The organism is Thermoanaerobacterium calidifontis (genome assembly GCF_055381745.1).
Window position 1 is genome coordinate 386,831 of the sequence record NZ_AP042436.1, and the last position, 25,849, is coordinate 412,679.

The window sequence follows — 25,849 nt, forward strand, 5'->3', positions numbered from 1 at the left end:
AAAAAATGGAGGTATATGTAATGAATAAGGAAGAAATCTTAGAAGCCATAAAAAATATGACAGTTTTGGAATTAGCTGATTTAGTAAAAGCTTTGGAAGAAGAATTTGGAGTTTCAGCAGCAGCACCTGTTGCTGTAGCAGCAGCACCTGCAGCAGGAGCAGCAGCAGCACCTGCTGAGGAGAAGACAGAATTTGATGTCATATTGTCAGATGTAGGTTCAGAAAAGATAAAAGTAATAAAAGTTGTTAGAGAGGTTACAAATCTCGGATTAAAAGAAGCAAAAGATCTTGTTGAAGGTGCTCCAAAGCCAATTAAAGAAGGCGTAAGCAAAGATGAAGCAAATCAAATAAAGGCAAAATTCGAAGAAGTTGGAGCAAAAGTAGAAATAAAATAATTAAAATATCAAAGAGAAAAAAGCATTCGGCAAGAGTGCTTTTTTCTTTTTATTGAATATCCCTTATTGACATGCTTTTGCCATTGTGGTAATATTATATATTGCATTAACAGTGTCATTTATTACATAAATGAAGAACGGCAACAAAAATTTTTATTGCATGTAAATAATAGAATATTTGTATGTATTTTGGTAAATAATAATTATGTCTTTCTGTATATTATCCAAAAGCTTTCTCTTTTGGTTATTTTAAATTTATAAGGGGTGAAGTGGATGTTACATCCTGTTGATGCCGGCTACAAGAAGCGCATGAGCTTTGCAAGGATTGAAGAAGTCTTGGATATGCCTAATTTGATTGAAGTCCAAAAAAATTCCTATAAGTGGTTTTTGGAAGAAGGCTTAAGGGAGGTTTTCCGAGACATATCTCCGATTGAAAGTTTTACCGGCAATTTGTCTTTAGAATTTTTAGACTACAAGCTTGATGACAATCCTAAATACTCTGTAGAGGAATGTAAAGATAGGGACACTACTTATGCGGCGCCAATGAAAGTAAAGGTAAGATTGACTAATCGCGATACTGGTGAAATAAAGGAATCAGAAGTTTTTATGGGCGATTTTCCTTTGATGACAGACAAAGGTACTTTTATAATAAATGGCGCGGAACGCGTTATTGTCAGCCAGTTGGTAAGATCGCCAGGCGTATATTACGAACAACAGTTTGATAAGTTAGGTAAGAAGCTGTTTTTTGCTACTGTCATACCGAATAGAGGTGCATGGCTGGAGTACGAAGAAGATTCAAATGATATTTTTTCTGTTAGAATAGATAGGACGAGAAAAGTTCCAATCACTGTTTTTCTTAGAGCTTTAGGTTATGGGACGGATGCACAGATATTGGATCTTTTTGGGGAAGATGAAAGAATAAAGGCTACTCTTGATAAGGACACCACAAAATCTGAAGAAGAAGGTTTGCTTGAGGTATATAAAAGATTGAGACCTGGTGAACCGCCTACTGTTGAAAGCGCTAAAAGTTTGCTGTACTCTTTATTCTTTGATCCAAAAAGATACGATCTTGCGCATGTTGGTCGCTATAAGTTTAATAAAAAGCTTGCATTAAGTTCGAGATTGACGAATCAGAAAGCCGCTGCAAAAATTGTCAATCCACTGACAGGCGAAATCATCGTTGAGGAAGGTCAAAGAATATCAAGGGAGATTGCTAAAAAAATCCAGGATTGTGGCATAAATGAGGTTGAAGTGCTTGTTGAAGGAAGACCAGTTAAGATAATTGGCAATAATACTGTTGATATTAATGAATATCCGCTTTCCTTTGATGTGTCAGATCTTAAGATAAAAGAGAAAGTGCATTTGACTGTTTTGAAAGAGATTCTGGATAATTTTTCAAGCGAAGATGACATAAAAAATGAGATAAGAAGAAGACTGGATGAATTAATACCTAAACATATCACTAAAGATGATATTATTGCTTCTGTAAATTACAATTTAAATCTTTCATATGGTATTGGGTTTGTTGATGATATTGATCACCTTGGAAATAGAAGGCTCAGATCAGTTGGCGAATTGCTTCAAAATCAGTTTAGAATAGGTCTATCAAGGATGGAAAGAGTAGTTAGAGAAAGAATGACTATACAAGATGTCAGTGAAATTACTGCTCAAAACCTGATAAATATTAGGCCTGTTGTTGCTGCAATTAAAGAGTTTTTTGGAAGTTCACAGCTTTCACAGTTTATGGATCAGACAAACCCCCTTGCAGAGCTTACTCACAAGAGAAGATTAAGTGCATTAGGCCCAGGAGGGCTAAGCAGAGAAAGAGCCGGAATGGAAGTCAGGGATGTCCATCATACACATTACAGTAGAATGTGTCCTATAGAGACGCCTGAAGGTCCAAACATAGGACTTATTGGTTCCCTCGCTACATATGCACGGATAAACGAGTATGGGTTTATTGAAGCTCCTTACAGAAAAGTCGATAAATCGACAGGTAAGGTCCTCAATGAGATTGTGTATATGACTGCAGATGTGGAAGATGAGTATGTGATCGCTCAAGCAGACGAACCTCTTGATGAAGAGAATAGATTTGTAAATGAGAGGGTTACAGTTCGCTCGAAAGATGATATTTTGTCAGTGCCCAGAGAAGAAGTAGATTTTATGGATGTTTCTCCGAAGCAGGTAGTTTCTGTAGCTACCGCAATGATTCCTTTCCTGGAAAATGATGATGCAAACAGGGCTCTGATGGGTTCAAACATGCAGAGACAAGCTGTTCCACTCCTTGTTCCACAGGCGCCTATCGTTGGGACTGGCATTGAGTATAAGGCTGCCAGGGATTCAGGCGTTGTAAATATCGCCAGAAACAGTGGCATAGTAGAGAGAGTTACGGCAGACAAAATAGTAATAAAGACAGATGATGGAAGACGTGACGAGTATGAACTTCTTAAATTTAAGAGATCAAACCAAGGGACTTGCATAAATTGCAGACCAATAGTAAATGAAGGGAATCGCGTTGAAAAAGGACAGGTTATAAGCGATGGACCTTCTACAGAATTGGGTGAAATTGCACTTGGACGCAATGTATTGGTTGGATTTATGCCTTGGGAAGGTTACAATTACGAGGATGCTATTTTGATTAGCGAAGAACTTGTAAAGGAGGATGCTCTTACATCTATCCATATTGAGGAATACGAGTCAGAGGCAAGAGACACAAAATTAGGACCGGAAGAGATAACGAGAGATATTCCTAATGTTGGCGAAGAAGCATTAAAGGATTTAGACGAGAGAGGAATCATACGCATTGGTGCAGAAGTTACGGCTGGAGACATTCTCGTCGGCAAAGTAACTCCAAAAGGCGAAACAGAGCTTACTGCAGAAGAAAGATTGTTAAGAGCCATATTCGGAGAGAAAGCGAGAGAAGTCAGAGATACTTCTTTAAGAGTTCCTCATGGTGAAGGCGGCATAGTTGTAGATGTTAAAGTGTACACGAGAGAAAATGGCGATGAACTGCCTCCAGGAGTAAATGAAATGGTGAGAGTCTTTATCGCACAGAAGAGAAAGATATCTGTTGGCGATAAGATGGCAGGTAGGCATGGAAATAAGGGTGTCGTTTCAAGGATACTTCCTGTTGAGGATATGCCGTTTTTACCTGATGGTACACCGCTTCAGATTTGCCTGAACCCTCTTGGTGTTCCTTCTCGTATGAATATCGGTCAGGTTTTGGAAGTCCACTTAGGACTTGCAGCAAAAGCTTTGGGTTGGTATATGGCTACGCCGGTATTTGATGGTGCCCATGAGGAAGATATACAAGAGCTGCTTGAAAAGGCAGGATTTTCGCCGGATGGAAAAATACAGCTTTACGATGGAAGAACAGGTGAACCTTTTGACCATCCAGTTACTGTTGGATATATGTACATGCTTAAGCTGCATCACCTTGTCGATGATAAAATGCATGCAAGATCTACAGGACCATATTCTCTTGTCACACAGCAGCCACTTGGTGGTAAAGCACAGTTTGGTGGTCAGAGATTCGGTGAGATGGAAGTATGGGCGCTTGAAGCATATGGAGCTGCCCACACATTGCAGGAAATACTTACAGTTAAATCTGATGATATAACAGGACGTGTGAAGACATACGAATCTATAGTCAAAGGTGAAAATATACCAGAGCCTGGTGTACCAGAGTCATTTAAGGTTCTTGTTAAAGAATTGCAAAGCCTTTGCCTTGATGTAAAAGTATTGACTGAGGATAATCAAGAAGTAGCACTGAAAGAATTTGAAGATGAAGATGATGATGATATCTCAGAAGATACGATAAACATTAATATTGAAGGCAGGGAAGATGCGCCGCCAGAGGTAAATTATGGCGAAGAATTTAACGAAGATTTTGATGAAGATAAAGATGCATTTGACGATCTTAACTTTGAACCGACCGATATAGACTTTGGCGATAGTGACAGCTTTGATGACGATTATGATCTATAAAATTATTATGAAGGGAGCGAAACTCCTTGTTTGAGCTTAAGAATTTTGATTCAATGAAAATAGGACTTGCTTCACCTGAAAAGATAAGGGAATGGTCAAGAGGTGAAGTAAAAAAACCTGAGACTATAAATTACAGAACTTTAAAGCCAGAAAGAGAAGGTCTGTTTTGTGAAAAGATATTTGGACCTACAAAGGATTGGGAATGTCACTGTGGAAAGTATAAAAGAGTAAGGTACAAAGGCGTTATATGCGATAGATGTGGTGTTGAAGTCACAAGGTCGAAAGTTAGACGTGAAAGGATGGGGCATATTGAGCTTGCTGCCCCAGTTTCCCATATATGGTATTTCAAGGGTATACCAAGCCGCATGGGATTAATACTTGACATGTCCCCAAGAGCCCTTGAAAAAGTTTTGTATTTTGCGTCTTACGTCGTGATAGATCCTGGTGAGACTAACCTTTCCAAGAAGCAGCTTTTAAGCGAGAAAGAGTATAGAGAGTATTTAGATAAATACGGCAACAAGTTTAAGGCAGGCATGGGTGCTGAATCAATAAAAGAGCTTCTGCAGGAAATAGATCTCGAGAAGTTGTCGAAAGAGTTAAAGGCTGAAATTAGGGAGTCAACAGGGCAAAAGCGTGTAAGAGCCATAAGAAGGTTAGAAGTTGTTCAGGCGTTTTTGGATTCAGGCAATAAGCCTGAATGGATGATACTTGACGTGATACCTGTAATTCCGCCTGATTTAAGGCCAATGGTTCAATTGGATGGTGGAAGGTTTGCAACGTCGGATTTGAACGATCTTTATAGAAGGGTTATAAATAGAAACAATAGATTGAAAAGACTTCTCGACTTAGGTGCTCCTGACATCATAGTCAGAAATGAGAAGAGAATGTTGCAGGAAGCTGTTGATGCCCTTATTGATAATGGCAGAAGAGGAAGGCCGGTTACAGGTCCTGGCAATAGGCCACTGAAGTCTTTGTCTGACATGCTAAAAGGTAAGCAAGGAAGATTTAGGCAGAACTTGTTAGGTAAGAGGGTAGACTATTCTGGCCGTTCTGTTATAGTAGTTGGTCCTGAATTAAAGCTTTATCAGTGCGGTCTTCCTAAAGAGATGGCTCTTGAGCTTTTCAAGCCTTTTGTGATGAAAAGGCTTGTTGACAAAGGGATAGCGCAGCATATAAAGAGTGCTAAAAGAATGGTGGAAAAGGTGCGCCCAGAAGTTTGGGATGTATTAGAAGATGTAATCAAAGAGCATCCAGTTCTTTTAAACAGAGCACCTACACTGCACCGTTTAGGCATACAGGCATTTGAACCTGTGTTGGTAGAAGGCAGGGCTATAAAGCTTCATCCGTTAGTATGTACGGCTTACAACGCTGACTTTGATGGAGACCAGATGGCAGTCCACGTTCCTTTGACTGTAGAGGCGCAAGCAGAAGCGAGATTTTTAATGCTGGCTGCTAACAACATATTAAAGCCACAGGATGGAAAGCCTGTCATGACACCTACTCAGGATATGGTTTTGGGGTGCTACTATTTGACAGGCGATGAAGACGGCGTCTTAGGCGAAGGTAGGTTATTTAAAGACTACGAAGAAGCTCTTATGGCGTATCAATTAGGCCAAATAAATATTCATGCCAAGATAAAAGTGAGAATGAAGAGAGAGGTAAATGGCGAGGTTAAAACTAAAGTCATCGAGACAACTATAGGAAAGCTTATATTTAATTCGGCCATACCTCAAGATTTAGGCTTTGTGGATAGGACAAATCCTGATACAATGTTTGATCTGGAGGTATCTACATTAGTCGATAAGTCAAAATTAGGCAAGATATTGGACAGAGTATATAGAGTGCATGGACCTACAAAGACCGCTGAAACCTTAGACAAAATAAAGGCTTTAGGCTATCAGTATTCTACTAAAGCTGCACTGACTGTCAGCGTTTCTGATATGGTAATACCTGAAGAGAAGAAGACCCTCTTAAATGAAGCTGACGAAGCAGTTAAGAAGATAGATGCTCAGTTTAGGCGCGGTCTCATTTCGGAAGAGGAAAGGTATGAAAGCGTCATTAGAACGTGGAACATGACGACAGAAAAAGTAAGCGATGCCCTCATGGCTAATCTTGATAGATTCAATCCTATATTCATGATGGCTCATTCAGGTGCAAGAGGCAGTAAAAACCAGATAAAGCAGTTAGCTGGTATGAGAGGATTGATGGCTAACCCGGCGGGTAGAATAATTGAGCTTCCTATAAGATCTAATTTCAGAGAAGGACTTAACGTTTTGGAATTCTTTATTTCTACTCATGGCGCCAGAAAGGGTTTGGCTGATACGGCTTTAAGAACTGCTGACTCAGGTTATTTAACCCGTAGGCTTGTAGATGTAAGCCAGGATGTTATAATCAGAGAAGATGATTGCGGTACAGATGAAGGAATTTATGTAAGTGAGATTAAAGAAGGCAACGAAGTAATAGAAAAGCTTGCTGATAGATTAAGCGGAAGAGTATCACTGGAGGACATAAAAGATCCCACTACAGGCGAAATAATAGTAAAGAAAAATACGATGATTTCTGAAGAAGATGCAGAGAAAATTGAAGAGTTAGGCATAAAGAAGGTTAAGATAAGATCTCTCTTGACATGCAAATCAAAGCATGGCGTCTGCAGGATGTGCTATGGAAGGAACTTGGCTACCGGTTCACAAGTTGAAATTGGTGAGGCCGTCGGTATAATTGCGGCGCAGGCCATAGGAGAACCTGGTACACAGCTTACAATGAGAACTTTCCATACTGGCGGTGTTGCTGGCGCTGATATAACACAAGGTCTTCCGAGGGTTGAGGAGCTGTTTGAAGCGAGAAAGCCAAAGGGATTAGCTGTTATATCTGAGATACCAGGCGTTGTAAAGATAAATGAGACCAAAAAGAAGAGAGAAGTCGTAATAACGGACAACGAAAATAATATTTCGAAGACATATCTCATACCTTACGGCTCAAGGCTTAAAGTTCAAGATGGTCAGTACATTGAAGCAGGTGACGAGCTTACAGAAGGATCTGTAAATCCACACGACATATTGAAGATAAAAGGGCTGTTTGCAGTACAGACTTATTTACTGCAGGAAGTTCAAAAGGTATACAGGCTTCAAGGTGTTGAAATAAACGACAAGCACATAGAGGTAATAATACGTCAAATGATGAGAAAGATTAAGATTGAAGATTCCGGAGACACATCAATGATGCCTGGAGAGCTGGTAGATATGTTTGCCTTTGAAGAAGAAAATAGAAAAGCTTTGGAGAAAGGTTTAAGGCCAGCTTCAGGAACGAGAGCCCTTTTAGGAATTACAAAAGCTGCCCTTGCTACAGATTCATTCTTATCTGCTGCATCATTCCAAGAGACAACCAGAGTTTTGACTGATGCAGCCATAAAAGGAAAGGTTGATCCTTTGATAGGCCTTAAGGAAAATGTCATAATAGGTAAACTGATTCCGGCAGGAACAGGTTTGTCAAGGTATAGAAATATTGTAGTTAAGACTGCAGGTCAATCAGAAAGTGAAGGAAATGCTGCTGAAAGTGATAATGTAGAGGCAAATGTAAAATAATATCTATTGTTGACAGAGTTTGACCTTAATGATAAAATATTTAAGTGTGTTGAAAACTACTTCCATGTAGGGAGGAAGAACTTAATGAGTTCAAGTAAAAGCAGTTCTTCTAAAATGGTTATAGGAGCGAAGCAGACATTTAAAGCCGTTACAAATGATAAAGCTGCTAAAGTATATATTGCTCGGGATGCTGAAGAACATGTAACTAAAAAAATCATTGATGCTTGTAATTCAAAGTCTATCGAAATAGTTTATATAGACACAATGAGTGAATTAGGTGATATGTGCGGCATTGATGTTGGAGCAGCTACTGCTGCTGAATTAAAGTAAGAGCAATGAGATTTATCCCCTAAATAGGGGATAAATCTTCTAAAAATTGGAAGGAGGTGGAATGATGCCGACGATCAATCAATTAGTAAGAGAAGGAAGAAAGAAAGTTAAATATAAATCCGCATCCCCGGCATTAAAAGGTAATCCTCAAAAGAGGGGCGTTTGCACTGTTGTTAAAACTACAACACCAAAGAAGCCTAACTCTGCTTTAAGAAAAATAGCAAGGGTAAGACTTGTCAATAACACAGAAGTCACAGCATATATACCAGGTATTGGCCATAATCTTCAAGAGCACTCTGTAGTACTTATAAGAGGTGGAAGGGTAAAAGACTTGCCTGGTGTTAGATACAAAATTATAAGAGGAACACTTGATGCAGCTGGAGTTGCAAACAGGAAACAAGCTCGCTCACAATATGGTGCTAAGAAACCTAAATGATAGGAGGGATAGTGAATGCCTAGAAAAGGCTATGTAGCAAAACGCGATGTGCTACCAGATCCAGTATATAATAGCAAAAAAGTGACAAAGCTAATAAATAAGATAATGTACAGTGGCAAGAGAGGCATAGCACAGAAGATATGCTACGGTGCATTTGATTTAATACGAGAAAAAACTGGTAGAGATCCATTAGAAGTATTTGAAGAGGCATTGAACAATGTCATGCCTGTTCTTGAAGTAAAGCCGAGACGTGTAGGCGGTGCGACTTACCAAGTACCTGTTGAGGTAAGGCCTGAGAGGAGACAAACTCTTGGAATCAGATGGATCATTGACTTTGCAAGAAAAAGAAGCGGAAGGACAATGGTTGAAAAATTAGCAGCCGAAATCATGGATGCTGCAAATAATACAGGTGCTAGCGTAAAGAAAAGAGAAGATACACATAAAATGGCTGAAGCAAATAAAGCATTCGCACATTACAGATGGTAATAATGGTTATGGTAGTGTGTATTATATGGGCAGGAAAGGAGGATATAAATGCCTAGAGATTACAGCTTAGATAAAGTTAGGAATATTGGAATAATGGCGCATATAGATGCTGGCAAAACTACTACTACCGAAAGAATACTGTTTTATACAGGAAAAGTCCATAAAATAGGTGAAGTCCATGAGGGAAATGCTACAATGGACTGGATGGAGCAAGAGCAGGAAAGAGGTATTACGATAACTTCTGCTGCTACAACATGCTATTGGAAAGATCACAAGATAAATATAATAGATACGCCGGGACACGTGGACTTTACAGTTGAGGTAGAGCGCTCTTTAAGAGTATTAGATGGTGCAGTTGCAGTCTTTTGCGCAAAGGGTGGCGTTGAGCCACAATCAGAGACAGTTTGGAGACAGGCTGATAAATACAGAGTTCCAAGATTGGCTTACGTAAATAAGATGGACATAATGGGTGCGGACTTTTTTAATGTAATTAAAATGATGAAAGAAAGATTAAACGCAAATCCTGTAGCAATACAGCTTCCTATTGGAAAAGAGGATACGTTTGTTGGGATCATTGACTTGATTAAGATGCGTGCTATCATATACGAAGATGATTTAGGTACAGTATCAGACGAAGTCGAGATTCCTGCAGATTTAAAGGATTTAGCTGAAGAGTACAGAGAAAAGCTATTAGAAGCTGTTTCAGAGCAAGATGAAGTTTTGATGGAAAAATACTTAGAAGGCGAAGAGATTACAGAAGAGGAGATACACGCTGCTTTAAGAAAGGGAACTATCAACAACGAGCTGGTGTGTGTAACTTGCGGTTCTTCTTACAAGAACAAAGGTGTTCAGCCGATGCTGGATGCTGTCGTAAGGTATCTGCCATCTCCTATAGATATTCCTGCTGTAAAAGGCATGAAGCTTAATAGTGATGAGGAGATAGAGAGAAAGGCAGATGACAACGAACCATTCTCAGCACTTGCTTTTAAGATAATGGCTGATCCTTATGTCGGAAAACTTGCGTTTTTCAGAGTATATTCTGGAACTTTGGAAGCAGGTTCATATGTTTTAAATTCCACAAAAGGAAAGAAAGAGAGAATAGGAAGAATTCTTCAAATGCACGCTAATCACAGGAAGGAAATTGATAAAGTTTATACAGGTGATATAGCTGCAGCAGTTGGACTGAAAGATACAACTACAGGCGATACATTGTGCGATGAAAATCAGCCTATTCTATTAGAGTCGATGGAGTTCCCTGAACCTGTTATAAGAGTTGCGATAGAGCCAAAAACTAAAGCTGCTCAGGATAAAATGGCAGTAGCTCTTCAAAAGTTAGCTGAAGAAGATCCTACATTTAAGACGTACACAGATCAAGAGACAGGCCAGACTATTATAGCCGGTATGGGCGAGTTGCACTTGGAAATCATAGTCGACAGAATGAAGAGAGAATTTAATGTAGAGTGCAACGTCGGCAAACCACAAGTTGCTTATAAAGAGACCATAACAAAACCTGTGCGCGTAGAAGGAAAATTCATAAGGCAGTCAGGTGGACGTGGTCAGTATGGTCATGTATGGCTTGAAATGGAACCTTTAGAGAGAGGTCAAGGATATCAATTTGAAAATAAGATAGTCGGTGGTGTTATACCAAAAGAATACATTCCTTCAGTAGATGCCGGTGTGCAGGAAGCAATGGAAAATGGCATCCTTGGAGGATACGAAGTTGTTGACGTTAAAGTTTCATTAGTTGACGGTTCATACCATGAAGTCGACTCATCTGATATGGCATTTAAGATAGCAGGTTCAATGGCTTTCAAAGAAGGTATGAAAAAGGGTGGCGCTGTTCTTTTAGAGCCTATAATGGAAGTGGAAGTCGTTGTTCCTGAGGAATATATGGGCGATGTAATGGGTGATATAAACTCAAGGCGTGGAAGAATTGAAGGTATGATGGATAGAGCTGGTGCGAAAGTCATAAGAGGCATGGTTCCACTGGCTGAAATGTTTGGATATGCTACAGACCTTCGTTCGAAAACTCAAGGAAGAGGTACTTATACGATGCAATTTAGCCATTATGAAGAAGTACCTAAAAACATCGCTGATCAAATATTAGAAAAAAAATAAAAAATTAATGTAAGGAGGAAAAGAAATGGCAAAGCAAAAATTCGAAAGAAAGAAACCCCATGCAAACATAGGGACAATAGGACACGTAGACCATGGCAAAACGACATTAACATCAGCAATAACGATAGTATTATCAAAACAAGGAATGGCACAAGCGACAGCATACGATGAAATAGACAAAGCACCAGAAGAAAAAGCAAGAGGAATCACAATAAACACAATGCACGTAGAATATGAGACAGAGAAAAGGCACTATGCCCATGTTGACTGTCCAGGACACGCAGACTACGTAAAGAACATGATAACAGGAGCAGCGCAGATGGACGGAGCGATACTGGTAGTATCAGCAGCAGACGGTCCAATGCCACAGACAAGAGAGCACATCCTGTTAGCAAGACAGGTAGGCGTACCATACATCGTAGTATTCTTAAACAAAGCAGACATGGTAGACGACCAAGAATTAATCGAATTAGTAGAGATGGAAGTAAGAGAGCTGTTAAATGAATATGAATTCCCAGGAGATGACACACCGATAGTAGTAGGTTCAGCATTAAAAGCAATGGAATGCGGATGCGGACAAAGAGATTGTCAATGGTGTGGCAAGATATGGGACTTAATGGATGCAGTTGACAGCTATATACCAACACCAGAAAGAGATGTAGACAAACCATTCCTGATGCCAGTAGAAGATGTATTCACGATAACAGGAAGAGGAACAGTTGCAACAGGAAGAGTAGAGAGAGGCAAGTTAAAAGTAGGAGACGAAGTAGAGATAATAGGATTATCAGACGAAAGCAAGAAGACAGTAGTAACAGGAGTAGAGATGTTCAGGAAGACGCTGGATGAAGCAGAAGCAGGAGACAACATAGGAGTATTGTTAAGAGGAGTAACAAGAGACGAAGTAGAAAGAGGACAAGTCTTAGCGAAACCAGGGTCAGTAAAACCGCACACGAAATTTGAAGGACAAGTATACGTGTTAACAAAAGAAGAAGGCGGAAGACACACACCATTCTTCAATGGATACAGACCACAGTTCTACTTCAGGACAACAGACGTAACAGGAGTAATAGAATTACCAGAGGGCGTAGAGATGGTAATGCCCGGAGACCACGTAACGATGACAATAGAATTAATAACACCGATAGCAATGGAAGAAGGACTAAAATTTGCTATAAGAGAAGGCGGACACACAGTAGGAGCCGGTGTTGTTTCCAAGATTCTTGCTTAAGAAAAAATGTGCTAATAGCATAAGCTATTAGCACATAACTATTGTTTTGTCAAGACTTGAAATAATGCGCTCTTTAAGGTAAACTAATAAAGTTGGACGGATTTTTACAGAGTTGAAAACGCGTGGATGAGTGTATATGGAATTAATGATTGCTTATATAGAAGGAGGGAATAATTATGCCCAAACAGAAAATTCGCATAAGATTAAAAGCTTTTGATCATATGGTGTTAGATCAATCTGCTGAAAAGATTGTTGAGACGGCAAAGAGGACAGGCGCAGAAGTGTCAGGACCTATACCACTTCCGACGGAAAGAGATGTAATCACGATACTAAGAGCGCCACATAAATACAAAGATTCGAGGGAACAGTTTGAGACAAGGACACACAAGAGGCTTATTGATATATTAAGCCCAACACCTAAGACTGTAGATGCATTAATGAGATTGGATTTACCAGCGGGTGTCGATATAGAGATAAAATTATAAAATTAGGAAATTATGACGCGAAAGCGTCCGATGATTTCAGGAGGGTAGAAGATGAAAAAGGCAATACTAGGCAAAAAACATGGAATGACACAGATATTTGTAGGAAACGAAATGATACCAGTTACAGTTGTAGAGGCAGGTCCATGTGTAGTCGTTCAAAAGAAGACTAAAGAAAATGATGGATATGATGCTATACAAGTTGGTTTCGGTGATGTAAAAGAAAAAAGATTGATAAAGCCTTTAAAGGGACATTTTGCAAAAGCAAATGTGCCGTTTAAAAAATATTTAAGAGAGTTTAGGCTAGATGATATATCATCTTATGAAGTTGGCAGTGAAATAAAAGCTGACATCTTTTCTGTTGGCGACAGAGTCGATGTGATTGGAACATCAAAGGGTAAAGGATTTGCAGGTGTAGTAAAAAGGTACAATGCCAACAGAGGACCTATGGCCCATGGTTCTAAATACCATAGAAGACCAGGTTCGATGGGAGCTAGTTCAGATCCTTCAAGGACATTTAAAGGCAAAAAACTGCCAGGTCATATGGGAAATGAAAGAGTTACTATTCAAAACTTAGAAGTAGTAAAAGTAGATCCTGAAAAGAATTTGCTGCTTATTAAAGGTTCAGTGCCAGGAGTCAAGGGTTCGCTCCTTATGATAAGAGACACTGTTAAGAGCAAATAACGAAAGGAGGAAAATAGATGCCGAAGGTAGCGGTTTATAATATAAATGCAGAACAAATTGGTGAAATTGAATTGAGCGACAATGTATTTGGCGTTGAAGTAAATGTACCTGTCATGCATGAAGCAGTTTTAAACTATTTGGCAAACCAAAGACAGGGTACTCATTCAACAAAAAGACGTGGCGAAGTTAGAGGTGGCGGTATTAAGCCTTGGAGACAAAAAGGTACTGGTAGAGCTCGCCAAGGAAGTATAAGAGCACCACAATGGGTAAAAGGTGGCGTTGTTTTTGGGCCGAAACCGAGAGATTACAGTTACAACATTCCAAAGAAGGTTAAGAGGCTTGCATTAAAATCAGCTTTATCTTCAAAAGTAAGAGACAATGAGATAATAGTCATTGATGATATTAATATAGATGAGCCAAAAACTAAAAAAATTGCCGAGATGCTTAAAAAGTTTGATGTAAAGAATGCGCTTATTGTCATTCCTGATGGCAAGGAAAATGTTATTTTGTCATCCAGGAACATACCAAATGTAAAGGCTGTTTTCGCAAATAGCTTGAACACATACGACGTATTAAAATACGACAGATTTATAATTACGAAGGATGCGGTTAATAAAGTTGAGGAGGTGTATGCTTGATGGATGCAAGAGATATAATCTTAAAACCGGTTATTACCGAAAAAAGCATGAATCTAATGAATGAAAGAAAATACACCTTCATCGTCGATAAAAACGCGAATAAGATTCAGATAAAGCAAGCTGTTGAAGAATTATTTGGCGTCGATGTTGAAAAAGTCTATACAATGAATTATATGGGTAAGTTAAAAAGAGTAGGTAGAAATGTCGGCAGGACTAATAGCTACAAAAAGGCTATCGTGAAGCTAAAACCAAACAGCAAAGGAATCGAATTCTTTGAAGGATTGCAAGCGTAAGAGATCTATTTAAGGAGGGAAAACAATGGGTATAAAAAAATACAATCCTACATCACCTGGTAGGAGACAAATGACTGTATTGACATTTGAAGAAATTACAAAAGACAAACCAGAAAAGTCGTTGACAGTCAGTCTCAACAAAACAGGTGGACGCAATGTATACGGCAGGATAACTGTGCGCCATCGTGGCGGCGGTCACAAAAGAAAATACAGGATCATTGATTTTAAAAGAGATAAAGATGGTGTACCAGGAAAAGTAGCTTCTATAGAGTACGATCCAAACAGATCAGCATTTATTGCTCTTATCCACTATCTTGATGGTGAAAAAAGATATATTATAGCACCATATGGCTTAAAAGTTGGTGACATAGTAGAATCTGGTGAAAATGTTGATATTAAAGTAGGTAATGCGCTTCCACTAAGCCGTATTCCGGTTGGTACGTTTATTCACAATATTGAGTTAGTAGCTGGTAAAGGTGGACAGTTGGTCAGGGCAGCTGGTGCTATGGCTCAATTGATAGCAAAAGAAGGAGATTATGTGCAGGTAAGAATGCCGTCTTCAGAAGTAAGGCGCATCAGATCCAATTGTAGAGCTACAATCGGACAAGTATCTAATTTAGATCATGAGAATGTAACGATTGGTAAAGCTGGTAGGTCAAGATGGTTAGGTATAAGGCCTACAGTTAGAGGTTCAGTAATGAATCCTGTTGATCATCCACATGGCGGTGGTGAAGGTAAGGCACCTATAGGACATCCGGGACCAATGACTCCATGGGGCAAACCTGCTCTTGGATATAAGACACGTAAGAAAAACAAGTCTACTAATAAAATGATAGTAAAAAGTCGCAAAGCTTAGTTGGGAAGGGAGGCTGTGATTTTGAGTAGATCCTTAAAAAAAGGCCCTTATGTTGATGAAAAACTCTTGAAAAAGATAGAAGAAATGAATAAGAAGAATGAAAAAAAGGTTTTGAAGACATGGTCAAGGAGTTCCACTATATTCCCACAGATGGTTGGTCATACTATAGCAGTACACGATGGTAGAAAGCATGTACCTATCTATATAACAGAGGATATGGTCGGTCACAAGTTAGGGGAATTTGCTCCAACACGTACGTTCCACGGCCATGCAGATACTGAAAAGTCTTCAAAAGTACAATAGGCAAAGGAGGTAATAGTGTGGAAGCGAAAGCAGTCGCAAAATATGTAAGAATTTCACCTCAAAAAGCAGGCCTTGTTATGAATTTAATACGCGGTAAAGATGTCAATGAAGCGTTAGCGATATTAAAGTTCACTCCGAATAAGGCGGCAGGCATAGTGGAAAAAGTTTTAAAATCAGCTATTGCAAACGCTGAAAACAACTTGGGACTTGATAGAGACAACCTTTATGTTGCTAAAGCTGTTGCTGATCAAGGTCCTATAATGAAGAGAATGATGCCAAGGGCGATGGGTAGATCAAATCTGATGAGAAGAAGAACGAGCCATATAACAGTAGTAGTTGATGAAAAATAAAGGAGGGATAAAATGGGTCAAAAGATTAATCCTCGTGGCTTAAGAGTTGGTGTTTCACAAGATTGGTATGCAAAATGGTTTGCAAAGGATAAAGATTTTAGCGATCTTTTGATTGAAGATATAAAGATAAGAGACTATATAAAGAATAAAATTTATGCATCGGGTGTGCCGAAAATCGAAATAGAAAGAGCAGCTAATAGGATAAAGATTGATGTTTATACTGCAAAGCCTGGCATGGTAATAGGAAAAGGCGGAGCAGGTATAGAAGAATTGAGACAAGAAATCGAAAAAATGACGAATAAAAAAGTCGTCATAAACATCGTTGAGGTAAAAAATCCAGAGTTGGATGCACAGCTAGTGGCTGAAAACATAGCTTCACAATTAGAAAGAAGAATTTCATTCAGACGTGCAATGAAGCAATCTATAGCGAGAGCAATGAAACAAGGTGCTAAGGGTATAAAGATTGCGTGTTCAGGAAGATTGGCTGGAGCTGAAATTGCTCGTACTGAAAGATACCATGAAGGGGTTGTGCCACTACAGACATTAAGAGCTAACATTGATTATGGATTTGCGGAAGCAAATACAACATATGGCAAGATCGGCGTTAAAGTTTGGATTAACAAAGGAGAGATATTGCCACAGCCGAAGAAACAGGTAACAGCGGAAGGAGGCAAATAACCATGTTGATGCCTAAGAGAGTAAAATACAGGAAACAGCAAAGAGGCAGGATAAAAGGCAACGCTACAAGAGGAAATACAGTAACCTATGGAGATTACGGTTTGCAAGCACTTGAGGGTGGCTGGATAACAGCAGTTCAAATAGAGGCTGCCAGGGTTGCTATGACAAGGTATATAAAGAGAGGCGGAAAAGTCTGGATAAAGATTTTCCCAGATAAACCTGTTACAGAAAAACCTGCAGAGACACGTATGGGTTCTGGCAAGGGATCACCTGAATACTGGGTAGCTGTAGTGAAGCCGGGAAGAGTGCTTTTTGAGATAGCTGGTGTAAATGAGGATGTTGCAAGGGAAGCTTTAAGATTAGCTAAGCACAAACTGCCTATAAAAACGAAGTTCGTAAAACGTGAAGAATTGGGTGGTGAAGAGAATGAAGGCTAAAGAGATCAGAGAATTGACAGACGAAGAATTATTGCAGAAGCTTTCCGATTTAAAGGGAGAACTTTTTAACCTTAGGTTTCAACTTGCCACTGGACAATTAGACAATCCTATGAGAGTTAGAGATGTCAGAAAGTCTATAGCAAGAATAAAGACGATCTTGAGAGAAAGAGAACTTGGCAAGTTGAATGCATAGAAAGGAGGATTTAAATTGGAAAGAGGCATGAGAAAAGTTAGGATAGGAAAAGTTGTCAGCAACAAGATGCAGAAGACGATAGTTGTTGCTGTAGAAGATAGAATAAGGCATCCACTGTATAACAAGATAGTAAGACGTACGAAGAAGTTTAAGGCACATGATGAAAACAATCAATGCAATATTGGTGATATAGTTAAGATAATGGAAACTAGGCCTTTAAGCAAAGAAAAAAGATGGAGGCTTGTTGAGATAATTAAAAAGGCAGAATGACTGAAAGGAGGTATTTGAGATGATACAGCCTCAAACAATATTAAAAGTTGCAGACAATACTGGTGCTAAAGAGATTATGTGTATACATTTGATGGGTGGTTCAACGAGAAAATTCTCTAATATAGGTGATATAATAGTTGCTTCTGTCAAAAGTGCAACACCCGGGGGTGTTGTAAAAAAAGGCGATGTAGTAAAAGCTGTCATAGTTAGAACAAAGAAAGGTATTGCCAGAAAAGATGGTACGTATATAAGATTTGACGACAACGCTGCTGTCATAATAAAAGACGATTTGCAGCCAAGAGGAACTCGTATATTTGGACCAGTTGCCAGAGAATTAAGAGAAAAAGACTTTATGAAGATAATTTCACTTGCACCGGAAGTTCTATAAGGAGGTGTAACAATTGGAGAGAAAAAAACTTCATGTCAAAACAGGTGATATAGTCACAGTAATATCTGGGAAAGATAAAGGAAAAAAAGGCAAAGTCCTTAAAGCATTGCCAAAAGAAGGCAAGGTTTTAGTTGAAGGTGTAAATGTAGTAACAAAGCATAAAAGAGCAAGAAGTCCACAGGATCAAGGTGGAATAATACATCAAGAAGCACCTATCTTTGCATCTAAGGTTATGTTATACTGCAATAATTGCGGCAAAGGAGTCAGATATGGTGTTAAAATTCTTGCTGATGGTGAGAAGATAAGATATTGCAAAAAGTGTGGAGAGACATTGTAAGTGAAAGGAGGTTTATCATGGCAAGGCTTAGAGATAAATATGTAAATGAAGTAGTACCTGCTCTTATGGAGAAGTATTCTTACAAAAACATAATGCAAGTGCCGAAATTGGAGAAGATAGTTTTAAATATAGGGCTTGGTGAAGCAAGGGAAAATCCTAAAGCGATTGAAGCAGCTTCAAATGATTTGGCTGTGATAACAGGTCAGAAGCCTGTAGTTACAAAAGCGAAGAAGTCAATAGCTAATTTTAAAATTCGTGCAGGAATGCCAATAGGTGTTAAAGTCACTTTAAGAGGCGAAAGAATGTATGAATTTGCAGATAAGCTGTTTAATGTAGCACTGCCAAGGGTTAGAGATTTCAGAGGACTTCCTACAAAATCTTTTGATGGTAGAGGAAATTACTCATTCGGAATAAAAGAGCAGCTTATATTCCCTGAGATAGATTATGACAAGATTGATAAGGTTAGAGGAATGGATATAATTTTTGTGACAACAGCAAAGAATGATGAAGAAGCGAGAACACTCTTGGAGCTTATGGGAATGCCGTTTGCTAAGTAAAGGAGGTATATAAATGGCCAGAAAGGCATTGATATTGAAGCAAAAAAAGACCCCTAAATTTAGTACAAGAGCTTACAACAGGTGTAAAATTTGTGGACGTCCACATGCATATATAAGAAAATATGGAATATGCCGTGTTTGCTTTAGAGAATATGCTCATCAAGGCATTATTCCAGGCGTAAAAAAGGCAAGCTGGTAAGAGGGGAGGTATTGAAATGACAGATCCAATCGCAGATATGCTTACACGTATAAGGAATGCAAACACAGTCAGACATGAAACAGTTGAAATACCAGCATCAAACACAAAAAGAGCGATAGCAATGATAATGCTTCGCGAAGGGTTCATTAAAGCAGTTGAGGAAATAGATGATGGTAAACAAGGTATATTAAAGATTACACTTAAATACGGACCAAATAAAGAAAGAGTAATATCAGGGCTTAAAAGGATAAGCAAACCGGGTTTAAGAGTTTATGCAAAAAGCGATGAAATTCCAAGAGTCTTAGGTGGTCTTGGTATGGCTATAATATCAACATCAAAAGGCATAATGACAGATAAAGAAGCTAAAAAAGAGGGTGTCGGAGGAGAAGTTCTCTGCTATATCTGGTAATTCTAAATAGGAGGTGTAAAGCGTGTCTAGAATAGGAAAACAACCAGTTGAAATACCGAAAGATGTAACAGTTACAGTAAACAACAATCACGTTGTGGTGAAAGGACCGAAAGGTACTCTTGAAAGAGATTTTCCGAATTTGGTTAATATAGCTGTCGAAGATAATAAAGTAATAGTGACGAGAAGCAGCGATGATAAAGAAGCAAGAGCTATGCATGGTACGACAAGAGCATTAATTCAAAACATGGTAAAAGGCGTTAGCACAGGTTATGAGAAAAGCCTTGAGATCGTCGGAGTAGGTTATCGTGTTGCAAAGCAAGGGAAAAAGATAGTCTTAACTGTTGGATACTCACATCCTGTGGAAATTGAAGAAGAGCCAGGCATAGAGTTCGTTGTTGATGGAACGAATAAGATAACGGTAAAGGGCATTGATAAGCAAAGAGTTGGTGAAGTGGCTGCGAACATAAGAAAGGTAAGACAGCCAGATGCATACAAAGGAAAAGGCATAAGGTATGTTGGTGAATATGTAAGGCTTAAAGAAGGTAAAACAGGTAAGAAGTAAGGGGTGATAAAATGATATCGAAAATTGATAGGCAAATGACACGTAAAAGACGTCATCTTAGAGTCAGAAAGAAAATATCGGGAACGAGTGAAAGACCTAGACTTAGCGTGTACAAAAGTTTAAGCCATATATATGCACAGTTAATTGATGATGTAAATGGAGTTACATTGGCACATGCATCTACATTAGACCCCGAGCTTAAGAGTGTTGCAAAGGGTGCTAACAAAGAGTCAGCAAAATTAGTAGGAAAGCTGATTGCTAAAAAGGCGCTTGAAAAAGGGATAAAAGATGTTGTTTTTGATCGCGGCGGATATGTGTATCATGGTGTTGTTAAAGAATTAGCAGACGCTGCAAGAGAAGGCGGTTTGAATTTTTAATAAGGAGGGAAATCATGGCTCGTATTGATATATCGAATCTTGACTTAAAAGAGAGAGTTGTTAGCTTAAATCGTGTTGCTAAAGTCGTCAAAGGTGGAAGAAATTTCAGATTTAGCGCAACGGTAGTTGTTGGAGATCCTGATAAAGGGTATGTAGGAGTAGGAACTGGAAAATCTGCAGAAATTCCTGAAGCAATCAGAAAAGCTGTAGAGGATGCAAAGAAACACCTGATCAAAGTTCCTATAGTAGGCACAACAATTCCACATGATGCTGTCGGAGTTTTTGGAGCAGGAAAGGTTTTGTTAAAGCCAGCAAAGGAAGGTACAGGAGTTATAGCCGGTGGACCTGTGCGTGCAGTTCTTGAGTCAGCAGGCATTAAAGATATTTTGACAAAATCTTTGGGCTCAGCCAACTCTACAAACATGGTATATGCTACAATTGAAGGCTTGAAATCATTAAAAACTGCTGAAGAAGTTGCTAAATTGCGCGGAATTCCTGTTGAGCAATTGCTTGGATAGGAGGATTGAAATGGCAAAATTAAAAGTGACATTAGTTAGAAGCACAATAGGACGTCAGAAGTCACAAATAGATACAGTTAGAGCTTTGAAATTAGGGAAAATAGGCAGTAGTTCTGTTTTAGATGACATACCACAAGTAAGAGGAATGATAAACAAGGTTAGACATCTGGTGAAAGTTGAAGAAGTAAATGAATAGGAGGTGTAGACATTGAGACTTCATGATTTAAAACCTGCAGAAGGTTCAAGAAAGGAAAGAAAAAGAGTTGGTAGAGGCATAGGTTCAGGTTTAGGAAAAACATCGGGTCGCGGACATAAAGGACAAAAGGCAAGAAGTGGTGGAAATATTAGACCAGGCTTTGAAGGTGGACAGATGCCTTTGACAAGGCGTTTACCTAAAAGAGGGTTTACTAACATATTTAAAAAGGAATACGCTATTGTCAACTTAAGCCTGCTTGATAATTTTGAAGATGGAACTGTTGTAACTCCAGAACTCTTAATCGAGAGAGGAATTATCAAAAAAGTCAAAGATGGTGTCAAGATTTTGGGTTCGGGCGATCTCAGCAAAAAATTAACTGTAAAAGCACACAAGTTCAGCAAATCTGCTATAGATAAAATAGAATCAATAGGGGGAAAGGCAGAGGTGATATAAATGCTAAACAGCCTTGTCAATGCTTGGAAAGTTGCAGACATCAGAAAAAAGATAATATACACAGTTTTAATGCTTTTGGTTTTTAGACTTGGATCGCATATACCAGTTCCTGGTATTGATCCAAATCAAATCAAAAACATACTTGGACAAGGAACGCTTTTCGGGTTTTTCGATATAATTTCAGGTGGTGCATTCCGTGATTTTACAATATTCGCCATGAGCATTGTTCCGTATATCAATGCATCAATCATTATGCAGCTATTGACTATAGCGATTCCTTCATTGGAGCAGATGGCGAAAGAAGGCGAAGAAGGCAGAAAGAAGATTGCTCAATACACCCGTTATATGACAGTTGTGCTGGCTTTGATTCAGGCTATAGGCATGACTATAGGACTTAGAAGTGCGGTGATTCAACCTAATTTCTTAAACCTGACGATTATCGTATTGACATTGACAGCAGGAACATCGTTCCTGATGTGGCTTGGTGAGAGAATAACAGAAAATGGTGTTGGCAATGGCAGTTCATTAATAATCTTCGCTGGTATTCTGGCCAGAATACCAAATATGATATACACTACTGTGCAATACGTTGGTGCGGGAACTGCAAATATATTTGGTGCAATAGCTTTTTTGATCGTTATACTTGTGATGGTTGTCTCGATCATTTTGATGTCTGAAGGGCAAAGGAGAATACCTGTCCAATATGCAAAAAGAGTAGTAGGTCGTAAAGTATACGGAGGACAATCGACACACATACCGATAAGAATAAACATGGCTGGTGTAATTCCTCTAATATTTGCACTATCACTTCTGCAATTTCCCCAGCAGATAGCTACGTTTTTCCCGAAATCAGCATTTTACGCTTTTACAGAAAAATGGCTTGGAACGAATGGTTGGATATATAATATATTAAATGTTCTCCTTATAATTTTCTTTACCTACTTCTACACTGCGATAATATTTAATCCTATTGAGATTTCTGACAACATGAAAAAATATGGCGGTTTTATTCCTGGGATTAGGCCGGGGAAACCGACAACAGATTTTATCACAAGGGTAATGAATAGAGTGACGTTTGTTGGATCAATATTCTTAGCATTGGTTGCAGTGCTTCCTGTTATAATGATGAACGTTACCGGTTTACAGTTGTACTTTGGCGGTACGGCATTGCTGATCGCTGTTGGCGTGGCGTTAGAAACAATGAAGCAGATAGAAGGACAGCTCATAATGCGTAACTACCAGGGATTCTTAAGATAGTCAGGGGGAGAATATATGAGAATCATATTATTAGGACCACCTGGAGCTGGAAAGGGAACACAGGCGGAAAACATAATTAGGGATTACAAAATACCTCATATTTCAACTGGCGATATCTTTAGGTACAACATTAAGAACAACACAGAACTTGGCAAATTAGCGAAACAGTACATTGATAAGGGACTATTGGTGCCAGATGATGTGACAAACAGGATAGTCGAAGATAGATTATCAAAAGACGACTGCAAGGATGGCTTTCTACTTGATGGATATCCAAGAAATGTCTCTCAAGCAGAAGCTCTTAATAGATACTTAGGCGAAAAGAACCTAAAAATTGATCATGTGCTGAATATTGTCGTCGATAGAGATGAATTGGTAAAAAGGCTAAGTGGCAGGAGAGTTTGTCCATCTTGTGGTGCCACATATCACATTTTTACAAAACCGCCTAAAGTTGAGGGAATTTGTGATAATTGCGGTGAAAAACTGATACAAAGGACGGACGATAACATCGATTCTGTTTTAAAGCGATTAGAAGTGTATGAAGATGAAACAAAACCACTTGTTGAATACTACGGCAAATTAAACTTAATAAGGAATATCAATGGAAATAAACCTGTTAATGAAGTTTATGAGGAAATACAGGCATTAATAGGAGACGAAGTTTAATGATATACATTAAATCAGATAGTGAAATTGCTTTGATGCGATATGCTGGTAAGGTCACAGGAGAAGTTCTGAATTTGCTGGAAAAGTATATTAAGCCGGGGATAACGACGAAAGAATTGGATGAAATGGCTGAAGACTACATTCTAAGCAAGGATTGCCAGCCGGCTTTTAAAGGTCTTTATGGATTTCCTGCGACAATATGCGCATCAATTAATGACGAAGTTGTTCACGGAATACCAGGTTTAAGAAAGCTTAAGGAAGGCGATATTATAAGTATAGATACTGGTGCAATTTACCGTGGATTTAATGGTGATGCAGCGAGGACTTTTGCTGTCGGGAAAATCAGTGATAATCTTCAAAAGTTGATAGATGTCACAAAGCAAAGTTTCTTTGAAGGCATAAAGATGGCAACTGAACAGCACAGGTTATCTGATATATCAAATGCTATACAATCATACGTTGAGAAAAATGGGTTTTCGGTTGTTAGGGAATATGTAGGACATGGAATAGGCAAGAAAATGCATGAAGATCCTCAGATACCCAACTATGGTCCTCCTGGAAGGGGGCCAAAGTTGAGGTACGGGATGACCCTGGCAATCGAACCTATGGTCAACGAAGGTAAGTATAATGTAAAGATAAAAGAAAATAATTGGACAGTTGTAACAGCTGATGGAAGTGCTTCTGCACACTATGAAAACACGATAGTCATAACAAAAGGCGAACCCGAAATCTTGACATTAGTGTAAGAGGTGAATTTAATGGATGATACCTCAATAGGCCGAATAGTCAAATCGAAAGCTGGGAGAGATAAGGATAGAGTTTTTATAATTGTTGGAGTTGCCGACGAAAAACATGTGCTAATTTCTGATGGCGAGTTGAGAAAAATTGAAAAGCCTAAGAAAAAGAAATTAATTCATCTTCAGAAGTACAATGAAGTGGACGAAAAAATAAGGGAGAAAATATTGGCTGGGCAGACTGTTACAAATGCTGAGATAATTGAAGCTTTAAAACAGTTTAAGTGTGAAGAATAAGGAGGGTATGATATCCTTGGCAAAGGATGATGTTATCGAAGTAGAAGGTAAAGTAATAGAAGCTTTACCAAATGCAATGTTTCAGGTGGAACTTGATAATGGACATAGAATTTTGGCGCATATCTCTGGTAAACTTAGGATGAATTTTATCAGGATTCTACCAGGTGACAGAGTTACGCTTGAATTATCCCCATATGATTTGACAAGAGGAAGAATTGTATGGCGCGGTAAGTGATAAGGAGGTATAATAATGAAGGTAAGACCATCGGTAAAACCGATTTGTGAAAAATGTAAGGTTATAAAAAGAAAAGGCAAAGTAATGATAATTTGTGAGAATCCTAAACACAAGCAAAAACAAGGTTAGGAGGTGTAAAGATGGCAAGAATTGCTGGCATTGATTTACCTAGAGAAAAACGCGTTGAGATAGGATTGACTTATATTTACGGCATAGGACGTTCTCGTTCAAACGAGATATTGGCTAAAGCTGGCGTTAATCCAGATACAAGAGTAAAAGATCTTACAGAAGATGAAGTGTCAAGATTAAGAGATATAATTGACAAAGAGTATAAAGTCGAAGGTGATTTAAGAAGAGAAGTTTCTTTAAATATAAAGAGACTTATTGATATAGGATGCTATAGAGGGATAAGGCATAGAAAGGGTTTGCCAGTGCGCGGCCAAAGGACAAGGACAAATGCTCGTACCAGAAAAGGTCCTAAAAAGACTGTCGCTAAGAAGAAGAAATAATAAGGAGGGAAATTATGGCAAAAAAAGTTAAAAGAACAGCAAAACGTCGTGAACGCAAAAATGTTGAACGTGGGGCAGCACACATTCATTCAACATTTAATAATACAATAGTTACGTTGACAGATATGGCTGGCAATGCTTTGGCTTGGTCGAGTGCAGGAACATTAGGTTTTAAAGGTTCAAGAAAATCTACACCGTATGCTGCACAAATGGCAGCAGAAACAGCAGCAAAAGCTGCAATGGAACATGGACTCAAGACTGTGGATGTATTTGTCAAAGGACCAGGTGCAGGTAGAGAGGCAGCAATAAGAGCTTTACAGGCTGCTGGTTTAGAAGTAAGTCTTATAAAGGATGTCACACCTATTCCACATAATGGGTGCAGACCACCTAAGAGAAGAAGAGTGTAAGGA

37 protein-coding genes are annotated in these 25,849 nt (G+C 38.9%); all 37 read left to right on the forward strand.

Features of this window, described 5'->3' with window-relative positions; translation table 11 throughout:
- Positions 1–20 precede the first annotated feature (20 nt).
- The 37 genes from rplL to rpsK all read left to right on the forward strand — a co-directional run bounded on the left by rplL (position 21) and on the right by rpsK (position 25,846).
- Complete coding sequence (rplL, locus tag ACZ42G_RS02015) at positions 21–395, forward strand: 50S ribosomal protein L7/L12 (protein ID WP_013787141.1); 375 nt, start codon at positions 21–23, stop codon at positions 393–395.
- Between the two features lie 273 nt (positions 396–668).
- The gene (gene rpoB / locus ACZ42G_RS02020) at positions 669–4,382 is read left to right on the forward strand and encodes a DNA-directed RNA polymerase subunit beta (protein ID WP_464851160.1); all 3,714 of its coding nucleotides are present in this window, start codon (positions 669–671) and stop codon (positions 4,380–4,382) included.
- Between the two features lie 26 nt (positions 4,383–4,408).
- Positions 4,409–7,963 (forward strand): DNA-directed RNA polymerase subunit beta', encoded by a 3,555-nt coding sequence (rpoC, locus tag ACZ42G_RS02025; RefSeq protein ID WP_464851162.1) that lies wholly within the window; start codon positions 4,409–4,411, stop codon positions 7,961–7,963.
- Positions 7,964–8,047: 84 nt separating this feature from the next.
- Positions 8,048–8,293 carry a ribosomal L7Ae/L30e/S12e/Gadd45 family protein gene (locus tag ACZ42G_RS02030; RefSeq protein WP_013787144.1) on the forward strand — a complete coding sequence of 82 codons (246 nt, stop codon included), beginning with the start codon at positions 8,048–8,050 and terminating at the stop codon, positions 8,291–8,293.
- Positions 8,294–8,357: 64 nt separating this feature from the next.
- On the forward strand, positions 8,358–8,729 hold the full coding sequence (gene rpsL / locus ACZ42G_RS02035; RefSeq protein WP_013787145.1) for a 30S ribosomal protein S12: 372 nt from the start codon (positions 8,358–8,360) through the stop codon (positions 8,727–8,729).
- 15 nt (positions 8,730–8,744) lie between these two features.
- Positions 8,745–9,215 (forward strand): 30S ribosomal protein S7, encoded by a 471-nt coding sequence (gene rpsG / locus ACZ42G_RS02040; RefSeq protein ID WP_014757920.1) that lies wholly within the window; start codon positions 8,745–8,747, stop codon positions 9,213–9,215.
- A gap of 48 nt (positions 9,216–9,263) precedes the next feature.
- Positions 9,264–11,333 (forward strand): elongation factor G, encoded by a 2,070-nt coding sequence (gene fusA / locus ACZ42G_RS02045; protein WP_085113705.1) that lies wholly within the window; start codon positions 9,264–9,266, stop codon positions 11,331–11,333.
- 25 nt (positions 11,334–11,358) lie between these two features.
- Positions 11,359–12,561 carry an elongation factor Tu gene (gene tuf, locus ACZ42G_RS02050; protein WP_274893939.1) on the forward strand — a complete coding sequence of 401 codons (1,203 nt, stop codon included), beginning with the start codon at positions 11,359–11,361 and terminating at the stop codon, positions 12,559–12,561.
- Positions 12,562–12,737: 176 nt separating this feature from the next.
- Complete coding sequence (gene rpsJ, locus ACZ42G_RS02055) at positions 12,738–13,046, forward strand: 30S ribosomal protein S10 (protein WP_013296976.1); 309 nt, start codon at positions 12,738–12,740, stop codon at positions 13,044–13,046.
- Between the two features lie 51 nt (positions 13,047–13,097).
- Complete coding sequence (rplC, locus tag ACZ42G_RS02060) at positions 13,098–13,727, forward strand: 50S ribosomal protein L3 (RefSeq protein WP_085113704.1); 630 nt, start codon at positions 13,098–13,100, stop codon at positions 13,725–13,727.
- A gap of 17 nt (positions 13,728–13,744) precedes the next feature.
- Positions 13,745–14,365 (forward strand): 50S ribosomal protein L4, encoded by a 621-nt coding sequence (gene rplD / locus ACZ42G_RS02065; protein ID WP_013787150.1) that lies wholly within the window; start codon positions 13,745–13,747, stop codon positions 14,363–14,365.
- Positions 14,365–14,658, forward strand: a complete 294-nt coding sequence (gene rplW, locus ACZ42G_RS02070) for a 50S ribosomal protein L23 (RefSeq protein WP_013787151.1) — start codon at positions 14,365–14,367, stop codon at positions 14,656–14,658. Before rplD ends, rplW begins: the two co-directional genes overlap by 1 nt.
- A gap of 25 nt (positions 14,659–14,683) precedes the next feature.
- Entirely contained in the window at positions 14,684–15,514 is an 831-nt protein-coding gene (gene rplB / locus ACZ42G_RS02075) for a 50S ribosomal protein L2 (protein WP_085113703.1), read from the forward strand.
- A gap of 21 nt (positions 15,515–15,535) precedes the next feature.
- Positions 15,536–15,817, forward strand: a complete 282-nt coding sequence (rpsS, locus tag ACZ42G_RS02080) for a 30S ribosomal protein S19 (protein ID WP_013787153.1) — start codon at positions 15,536–15,538, stop codon at positions 15,815–15,817.
- A gap of 17 nt (positions 15,818–15,834) precedes the next feature.
- Positions 15,835–16,167, forward strand: a complete 333-nt coding sequence (rplV, locus tag ACZ42G_RS02085; RefSeq protein WP_085113702.1) for a 50S ribosomal protein L22 — start codon at positions 15,835–15,837, stop codon at positions 16,165–16,167.
- Between the two features lie 12 nt (positions 16,168–16,179).
- Entirely contained in the window at positions 16,180–16,845 is a 666-nt protein-coding gene (gene rpsC / locus ACZ42G_RS02090; RefSeq protein WP_013787155.1) for a 30S ribosomal protein S3, read from the forward strand.
- 2 nt (positions 16,846–16,847) lie between these two features.
- Positions 16,848–17,282, forward strand: coding sequence for a 50S ribosomal protein L16 (rplP, locus tag ACZ42G_RS02095; RefSeq protein WP_013787156.1), 435 nt, complete (start codon positions 16,848–16,850; stop codon positions 17,280–17,282).
- Positions 17,272–17,475: a 50S ribosomal protein L29 gene (rpmC, locus tag ACZ42G_RS02100; protein ID WP_013296985.1), complete on the forward strand. Its 204-nt coding sequence runs from the start codon at positions 17,272–17,274 to the stop codon at positions 17,473–17,475. Before rplP ends, rpmC begins: the two co-directional genes overlap by 11 nt.
- A 15-nt stretch (positions 17,476–17,490) precedes the next feature.
- On the forward strand, positions 17,491–17,745 hold the full coding sequence (rpsQ, locus tag ACZ42G_RS02105; RefSeq protein WP_013787157.1) for a 30S ribosomal protein S17: 255 nt from the start codon (positions 17,491–17,493) through the stop codon (positions 17,743–17,745).
- 19 nt (positions 17,746–17,764) lie between these two features.
- The gene (rplN, locus tag ACZ42G_RS02110; protein WP_013296987.1) at positions 17,765–18,133 is read left to right on the forward strand and encodes a 50S ribosomal protein L14; all 369 of its coding nucleotides are present in this window, start codon (positions 17,765–17,767) and stop codon (positions 18,131–18,133) included.
- A gap of 13 nt (positions 18,134–18,146) precedes the next feature.
- Positions 18,147–18,470, forward strand: a complete 324-nt coding sequence (gene rplX, locus ACZ42G_RS02115) for a 50S ribosomal protein L24 (protein WP_013787158.1) — start codon at positions 18,147–18,149, stop codon at positions 18,468–18,470.
- A gap of 17 nt (positions 18,471–18,487) precedes the next feature.
- Positions 18,488–19,027, forward strand: a complete 540-nt coding sequence (gene rplE / locus ACZ42G_RS02120; RefSeq protein WP_464851168.1) for a 50S ribosomal protein L5 — start codon at positions 18,488–18,490, stop codon at positions 19,025–19,027.
- A 13-nt stretch (positions 19,028–19,040) separates the two neighbouring features.
- Positions 19,041–19,226 carry a type Z 30S ribosomal protein S14 gene (locus tag ACZ42G_RS02125; RefSeq protein WP_013296990.1) on the forward strand — a complete coding sequence of 62 codons (186 nt, stop codon included), beginning with the start codon at positions 19,041–19,043 and terminating at the stop codon, positions 19,224–19,226.
- A 10-nt stretch (positions 19,227–19,236) separates the two neighbouring features.
- Entirely contained in the window at positions 19,237–19,635 is a 399-nt protein-coding gene (rpsH, locus tag ACZ42G_RS02130) for a 30S ribosomal protein S8 (RefSeq protein WP_274894104.1), read from the forward strand.
- Positions 19,636–19,657: 22 nt separating this feature from the next.
- On the forward strand, positions 19,658–20,197 hold the full coding sequence (rplF, locus tag ACZ42G_RS02135) for a 50S ribosomal protein L6 (RefSeq protein WP_013787161.1): 540 nt from the start codon (positions 19,658–19,660) through the stop codon (positions 20,195–20,197).
- Between the two features lie 11 nt (positions 20,198–20,208).
- Positions 20,209–20,574: a 50S ribosomal protein L18 gene (gene rplR, locus ACZ42G_RS02140; protein ID WP_464851169.1), complete on the forward strand. Its 366-nt coding sequence runs from the start codon at positions 20,209–20,211 to the stop codon at positions 20,572–20,574.
- Between the two features lie 14 nt (positions 20,575–20,588).
- On the forward strand, positions 20,589–21,092 hold the full coding sequence (gene rpsE / locus ACZ42G_RS02145) for a 30S ribosomal protein S5 (RefSeq protein ID WP_013787163.1): 504 nt from the start codon (positions 20,589–20,591) through the stop codon (positions 21,090–21,092).
- A gap of 10 nt (positions 21,093–21,102) precedes the next feature.
- Positions 21,103–21,288 (forward strand): 50S ribosomal protein L30, encoded by a 186-nt coding sequence (rpmD, locus tag ACZ42G_RS02150; protein ID WP_013787164.1) that lies wholly within the window; start codon positions 21,103–21,105, stop codon positions 21,286–21,288.
- A gap of 12 nt (positions 21,289–21,300) precedes the next feature.
- On the forward strand, positions 21,301–21,741 hold the full coding sequence (gene rplO, locus ACZ42G_RS02155) for a 50S ribosomal protein L15 (protein WP_013787165.1): 441 nt from the start codon (positions 21,301–21,303) through the stop codon (positions 21,739–21,741).
- The gene (gene secY / locus ACZ42G_RS02160) at positions 21,742–22,998 is read left to right on the forward strand and encodes a preprotein translocase subunit SecY (protein WP_464851172.1); all 1,257 of its coding nucleotides are present in this window, start codon (positions 21,742–21,744) and stop codon (positions 22,996–22,998) included. It abuts the gene before it with no gap.
- A 15-nt stretch (positions 22,999–23,013) separates the two neighbouring features.
- Entirely contained in the window at positions 23,014–23,664 is a 651-nt protein-coding gene (locus ACZ42G_RS02165) for an adenylate kinase (RefSeq protein WP_464851174.1), read from the forward strand.
- Positions 23,664–24,410 carry a type I methionyl aminopeptidase gene (gene map, locus ACZ42G_RS02170; RefSeq protein ID WP_464851175.1) on the forward strand — a complete coding sequence of 249 codons (747 nt, stop codon included), beginning with the start codon at positions 23,664–23,666 and terminating at the stop codon, positions 24,408–24,410. The genes ACZ42G_RS02165 and map overlap by 1 nt, the downstream gene beginning before the upstream one ends.
- A gap of 12 nt (positions 24,411–24,422) precedes the next feature.
- Positions 24,423–24,695 carry a KOW domain-containing RNA-binding protein gene (locus ACZ42G_RS02175; RefSeq protein ID WP_085113697.1) on the forward strand — a complete coding sequence of 91 codons (273 nt, stop codon included), beginning with the start codon at positions 24,423–24,425 and terminating at the stop codon, positions 24,693–24,695.
- 16 nt (positions 24,696–24,711) lie between these two features.
- Positions 24,712–24,930 (forward strand): translation initiation factor IF-1, encoded by a 219-nt coding sequence (gene infA, locus ACZ42G_RS02180; protein ID WP_013297001.1) that lies wholly within the window; start codon positions 24,712–24,714, stop codon positions 24,928–24,930.
- Positions 24,931–24,945: 15 nt separating this feature from the next.
- The gene (gene rpmJ / locus ACZ42G_RS02185) at positions 24,946–25,059 is read left to right on the forward strand and encodes a 50S ribosomal protein L36 (protein ID WP_013787170.1); all 114 of its coding nucleotides are present in this window, start codon (positions 24,946–24,948) and stop codon (positions 25,057–25,059) included.
- Positions 25,060–25,070: 11 nt separating this feature from the next.
- A complete protein-coding gene (gene rpsM / locus ACZ42G_RS02190; protein ID WP_013297002.1) occupies positions 25,071–25,439 on the forward strand; it encodes a 30S ribosomal protein S13 in 369 nt (122 codons plus the stop codon).
- 14 nt (positions 25,440–25,453) lie between these two features.
- Positions 25,454–25,846, forward strand: a complete 393-nt coding sequence (gene rpsK, locus ACZ42G_RS02195) for a 30S ribosomal protein S11 (protein ID WP_013787171.1) — start codon at positions 25,454–25,456, stop codon at positions 25,844–25,846.
- Positions 25,847–25,849 lie beyond the last annotated feature (3 nt).

Excerpts from the sequence above, each read along its gene's own strand:
- rplL (WP_013787141.1), top strand. The coding sequence starts at position 21 with ATGAATAAGGAAGAAATCTTAGAAGCCATAAAAAATATGACAGTTTTG.
- rpoB (WP_464851160.1), top strand. The coding sequence starts at position 669 with ATGTTACATCCTGTTGATGCCGGCTACAAGAAGCGCATGAGCTTTGCA.
- ACZ42G_RS02030 (WP_013787144.1), top strand. The coding sequence starts at position 8,048 with ATGAGTTCAAGTAAAAGCAGTTCTTCTAAAATGGTTATAGGAGCGAAG.
- rpsL (WP_013787145.1), top strand. The coding sequence starts at position 8,358 with ATGCCGACGATCAATCAATTAGTAAGAGAAGGAAGAAAGAAAGTTAAA.
- rpsG (WP_014757920.1), top strand. The coding sequence starts at position 8,745 with ATGCCTAGAAAAGGCTATGTAGCAAAACGCGATGTGCTACCAGATCCA.
- fusA (WP_085113705.1), top strand. The coding sequence starts at position 9,264 with ATGCCTAGAGATTACAGCTTAGATAAAGTTAGGAATATTGGAATAATG.
- tuf (WP_274893939.1), top strand. The coding sequence starts at position 11,359 with ATGGCAAAGCAAAAATTCGAAAGAAAGAAACCCCATGCAAACATAGGG.
- rpsJ (WP_013296976.1), top strand. The coding sequence starts at position 12,738 with ATGCCCAAACAGAAAATTCGCATAAGATTAAAAGCTTTTGATCATATG.
- rplC (WP_085113704.1), top strand. The coding sequence starts at position 13,098 with ATGAAAAAGGCAATACTAGGCAAAAAACATGGAATGACACAGATATTT.
- rplD (WP_013787150.1), top strand. The coding sequence starts at position 13,745 with ATGCCGAAGGTAGCGGTTTATAATATAAATGCAGAACAAATTGGTGAA.
- rplW (WP_013787151.1), top strand. The coding sequence starts at position 14,365 with ATGGATGCAAGAGATATAATCTTAAAACCGGTTATTACCGAAAAAAGC.
- rplB (WP_085113703.1), top strand. The coding sequence starts at position 14,684 with ATGGGTATAAAAAAATACAATCCTACATCACCTGGTAGGAGACAAATG.
- rpsC (WP_013787155.1), top strand. The coding sequence starts at position 16,180 with ATGGGTCAAAAGATTAATCCTCGTGGCTTAAGAGTTGGTGTTTCACAA.
- rplP (WP_013787156.1), top strand. The coding sequence starts at position 16,848 with ATGTTGATGCCTAAGAGAGTAAAATACAGGAAACAGCAAAGAGGCAGG.
- rpmC (WP_013296985.1), top strand. The coding sequence starts at position 17,272 with ATGAAGGCTAAAGAGATCAGAGAATTGACAGACGAAGAATTATTGCAG.
- rplN (WP_013296987.1), top strand. The coding sequence starts at position 17,765 with ATGATACAGCCTCAAACAATATTAAAAGTTGCAGACAATACTGGTGCT.
- rplE (WP_464851168.1), top strand. The coding sequence starts at position 18,488 with ATGGCAAGGCTTAGAGATAAATATGTAAATGAAGTAGTACCTGCTCTT.
- ACZ42G_RS02125 (WP_013296990.1), top strand. The coding sequence starts at position 19,041 with ATGGCCAGAAAGGCATTGATATTGAAGCAAAAAAAGACCCCTAAATTT.
- rplR (WP_464851169.1), top strand. The coding sequence starts at position 20,209 with ATGATATCGAAAATTGATAGGCAAATGACACGTAAAAGACGTCATCTT.
- rpsE (WP_013787163.1), top strand. The coding sequence starts at position 20,589 with ATGGCTCGTATTGATATATCGAATCTTGACTTAAAAGAGAGAGTTGTT.
- rpmD (WP_013787164.1), top strand. The coding sequence starts at position 21,103 with ATGGCAAAATTAAAAGTGACATTAGTTAGAAGCACAATAGGACGTCAG.
- secY (WP_464851172.1), top strand. The coding sequence starts at position 21,742 with ATGCTAAACAGCCTTGTCAATGCTTGGAAAGTTGCAGACATCAGAAAA.
- ACZ42G_RS02165 (WP_464851174.1), top strand. The coding sequence starts at position 23,014 with ATGAGAATCATATTATTAGGACCACCTGGAGCTGGAAAGGGAACACAG.
- map (WP_464851175.1), top strand. The coding sequence starts at position 23,664 with ATGATATACATTAAATCAGATAGTGAAATTGCTTTGATGCGATATGCT.
- ACZ42G_RS02175 (WP_085113697.1), top strand. The coding sequence starts at position 24,423 with ATGGATGATACCTCAATAGGCCGAATAGTCAAATCGAAAGCTGGGAGA.
- rpmJ (WP_013787170.1), top strand. The coding sequence starts at position 24,946 with ATGAAGGTAAGACCATCGGTAAAACCGATTTGTGAAAAATGTAAGGTT.
- rpsM (WP_013297002.1), top strand. The coding sequence starts at position 25,071 with ATGGCAAGAATTGCTGGCATTGATTTACCTAGAGAAAAACGCGTTGAG.
- rpsK (WP_013787171.1), top strand. The coding sequence starts at position 25,454 with ATGGCAAAAAAAGTTAAAAGAACAGCAAAACGTCGTGAACGCAAAAAT.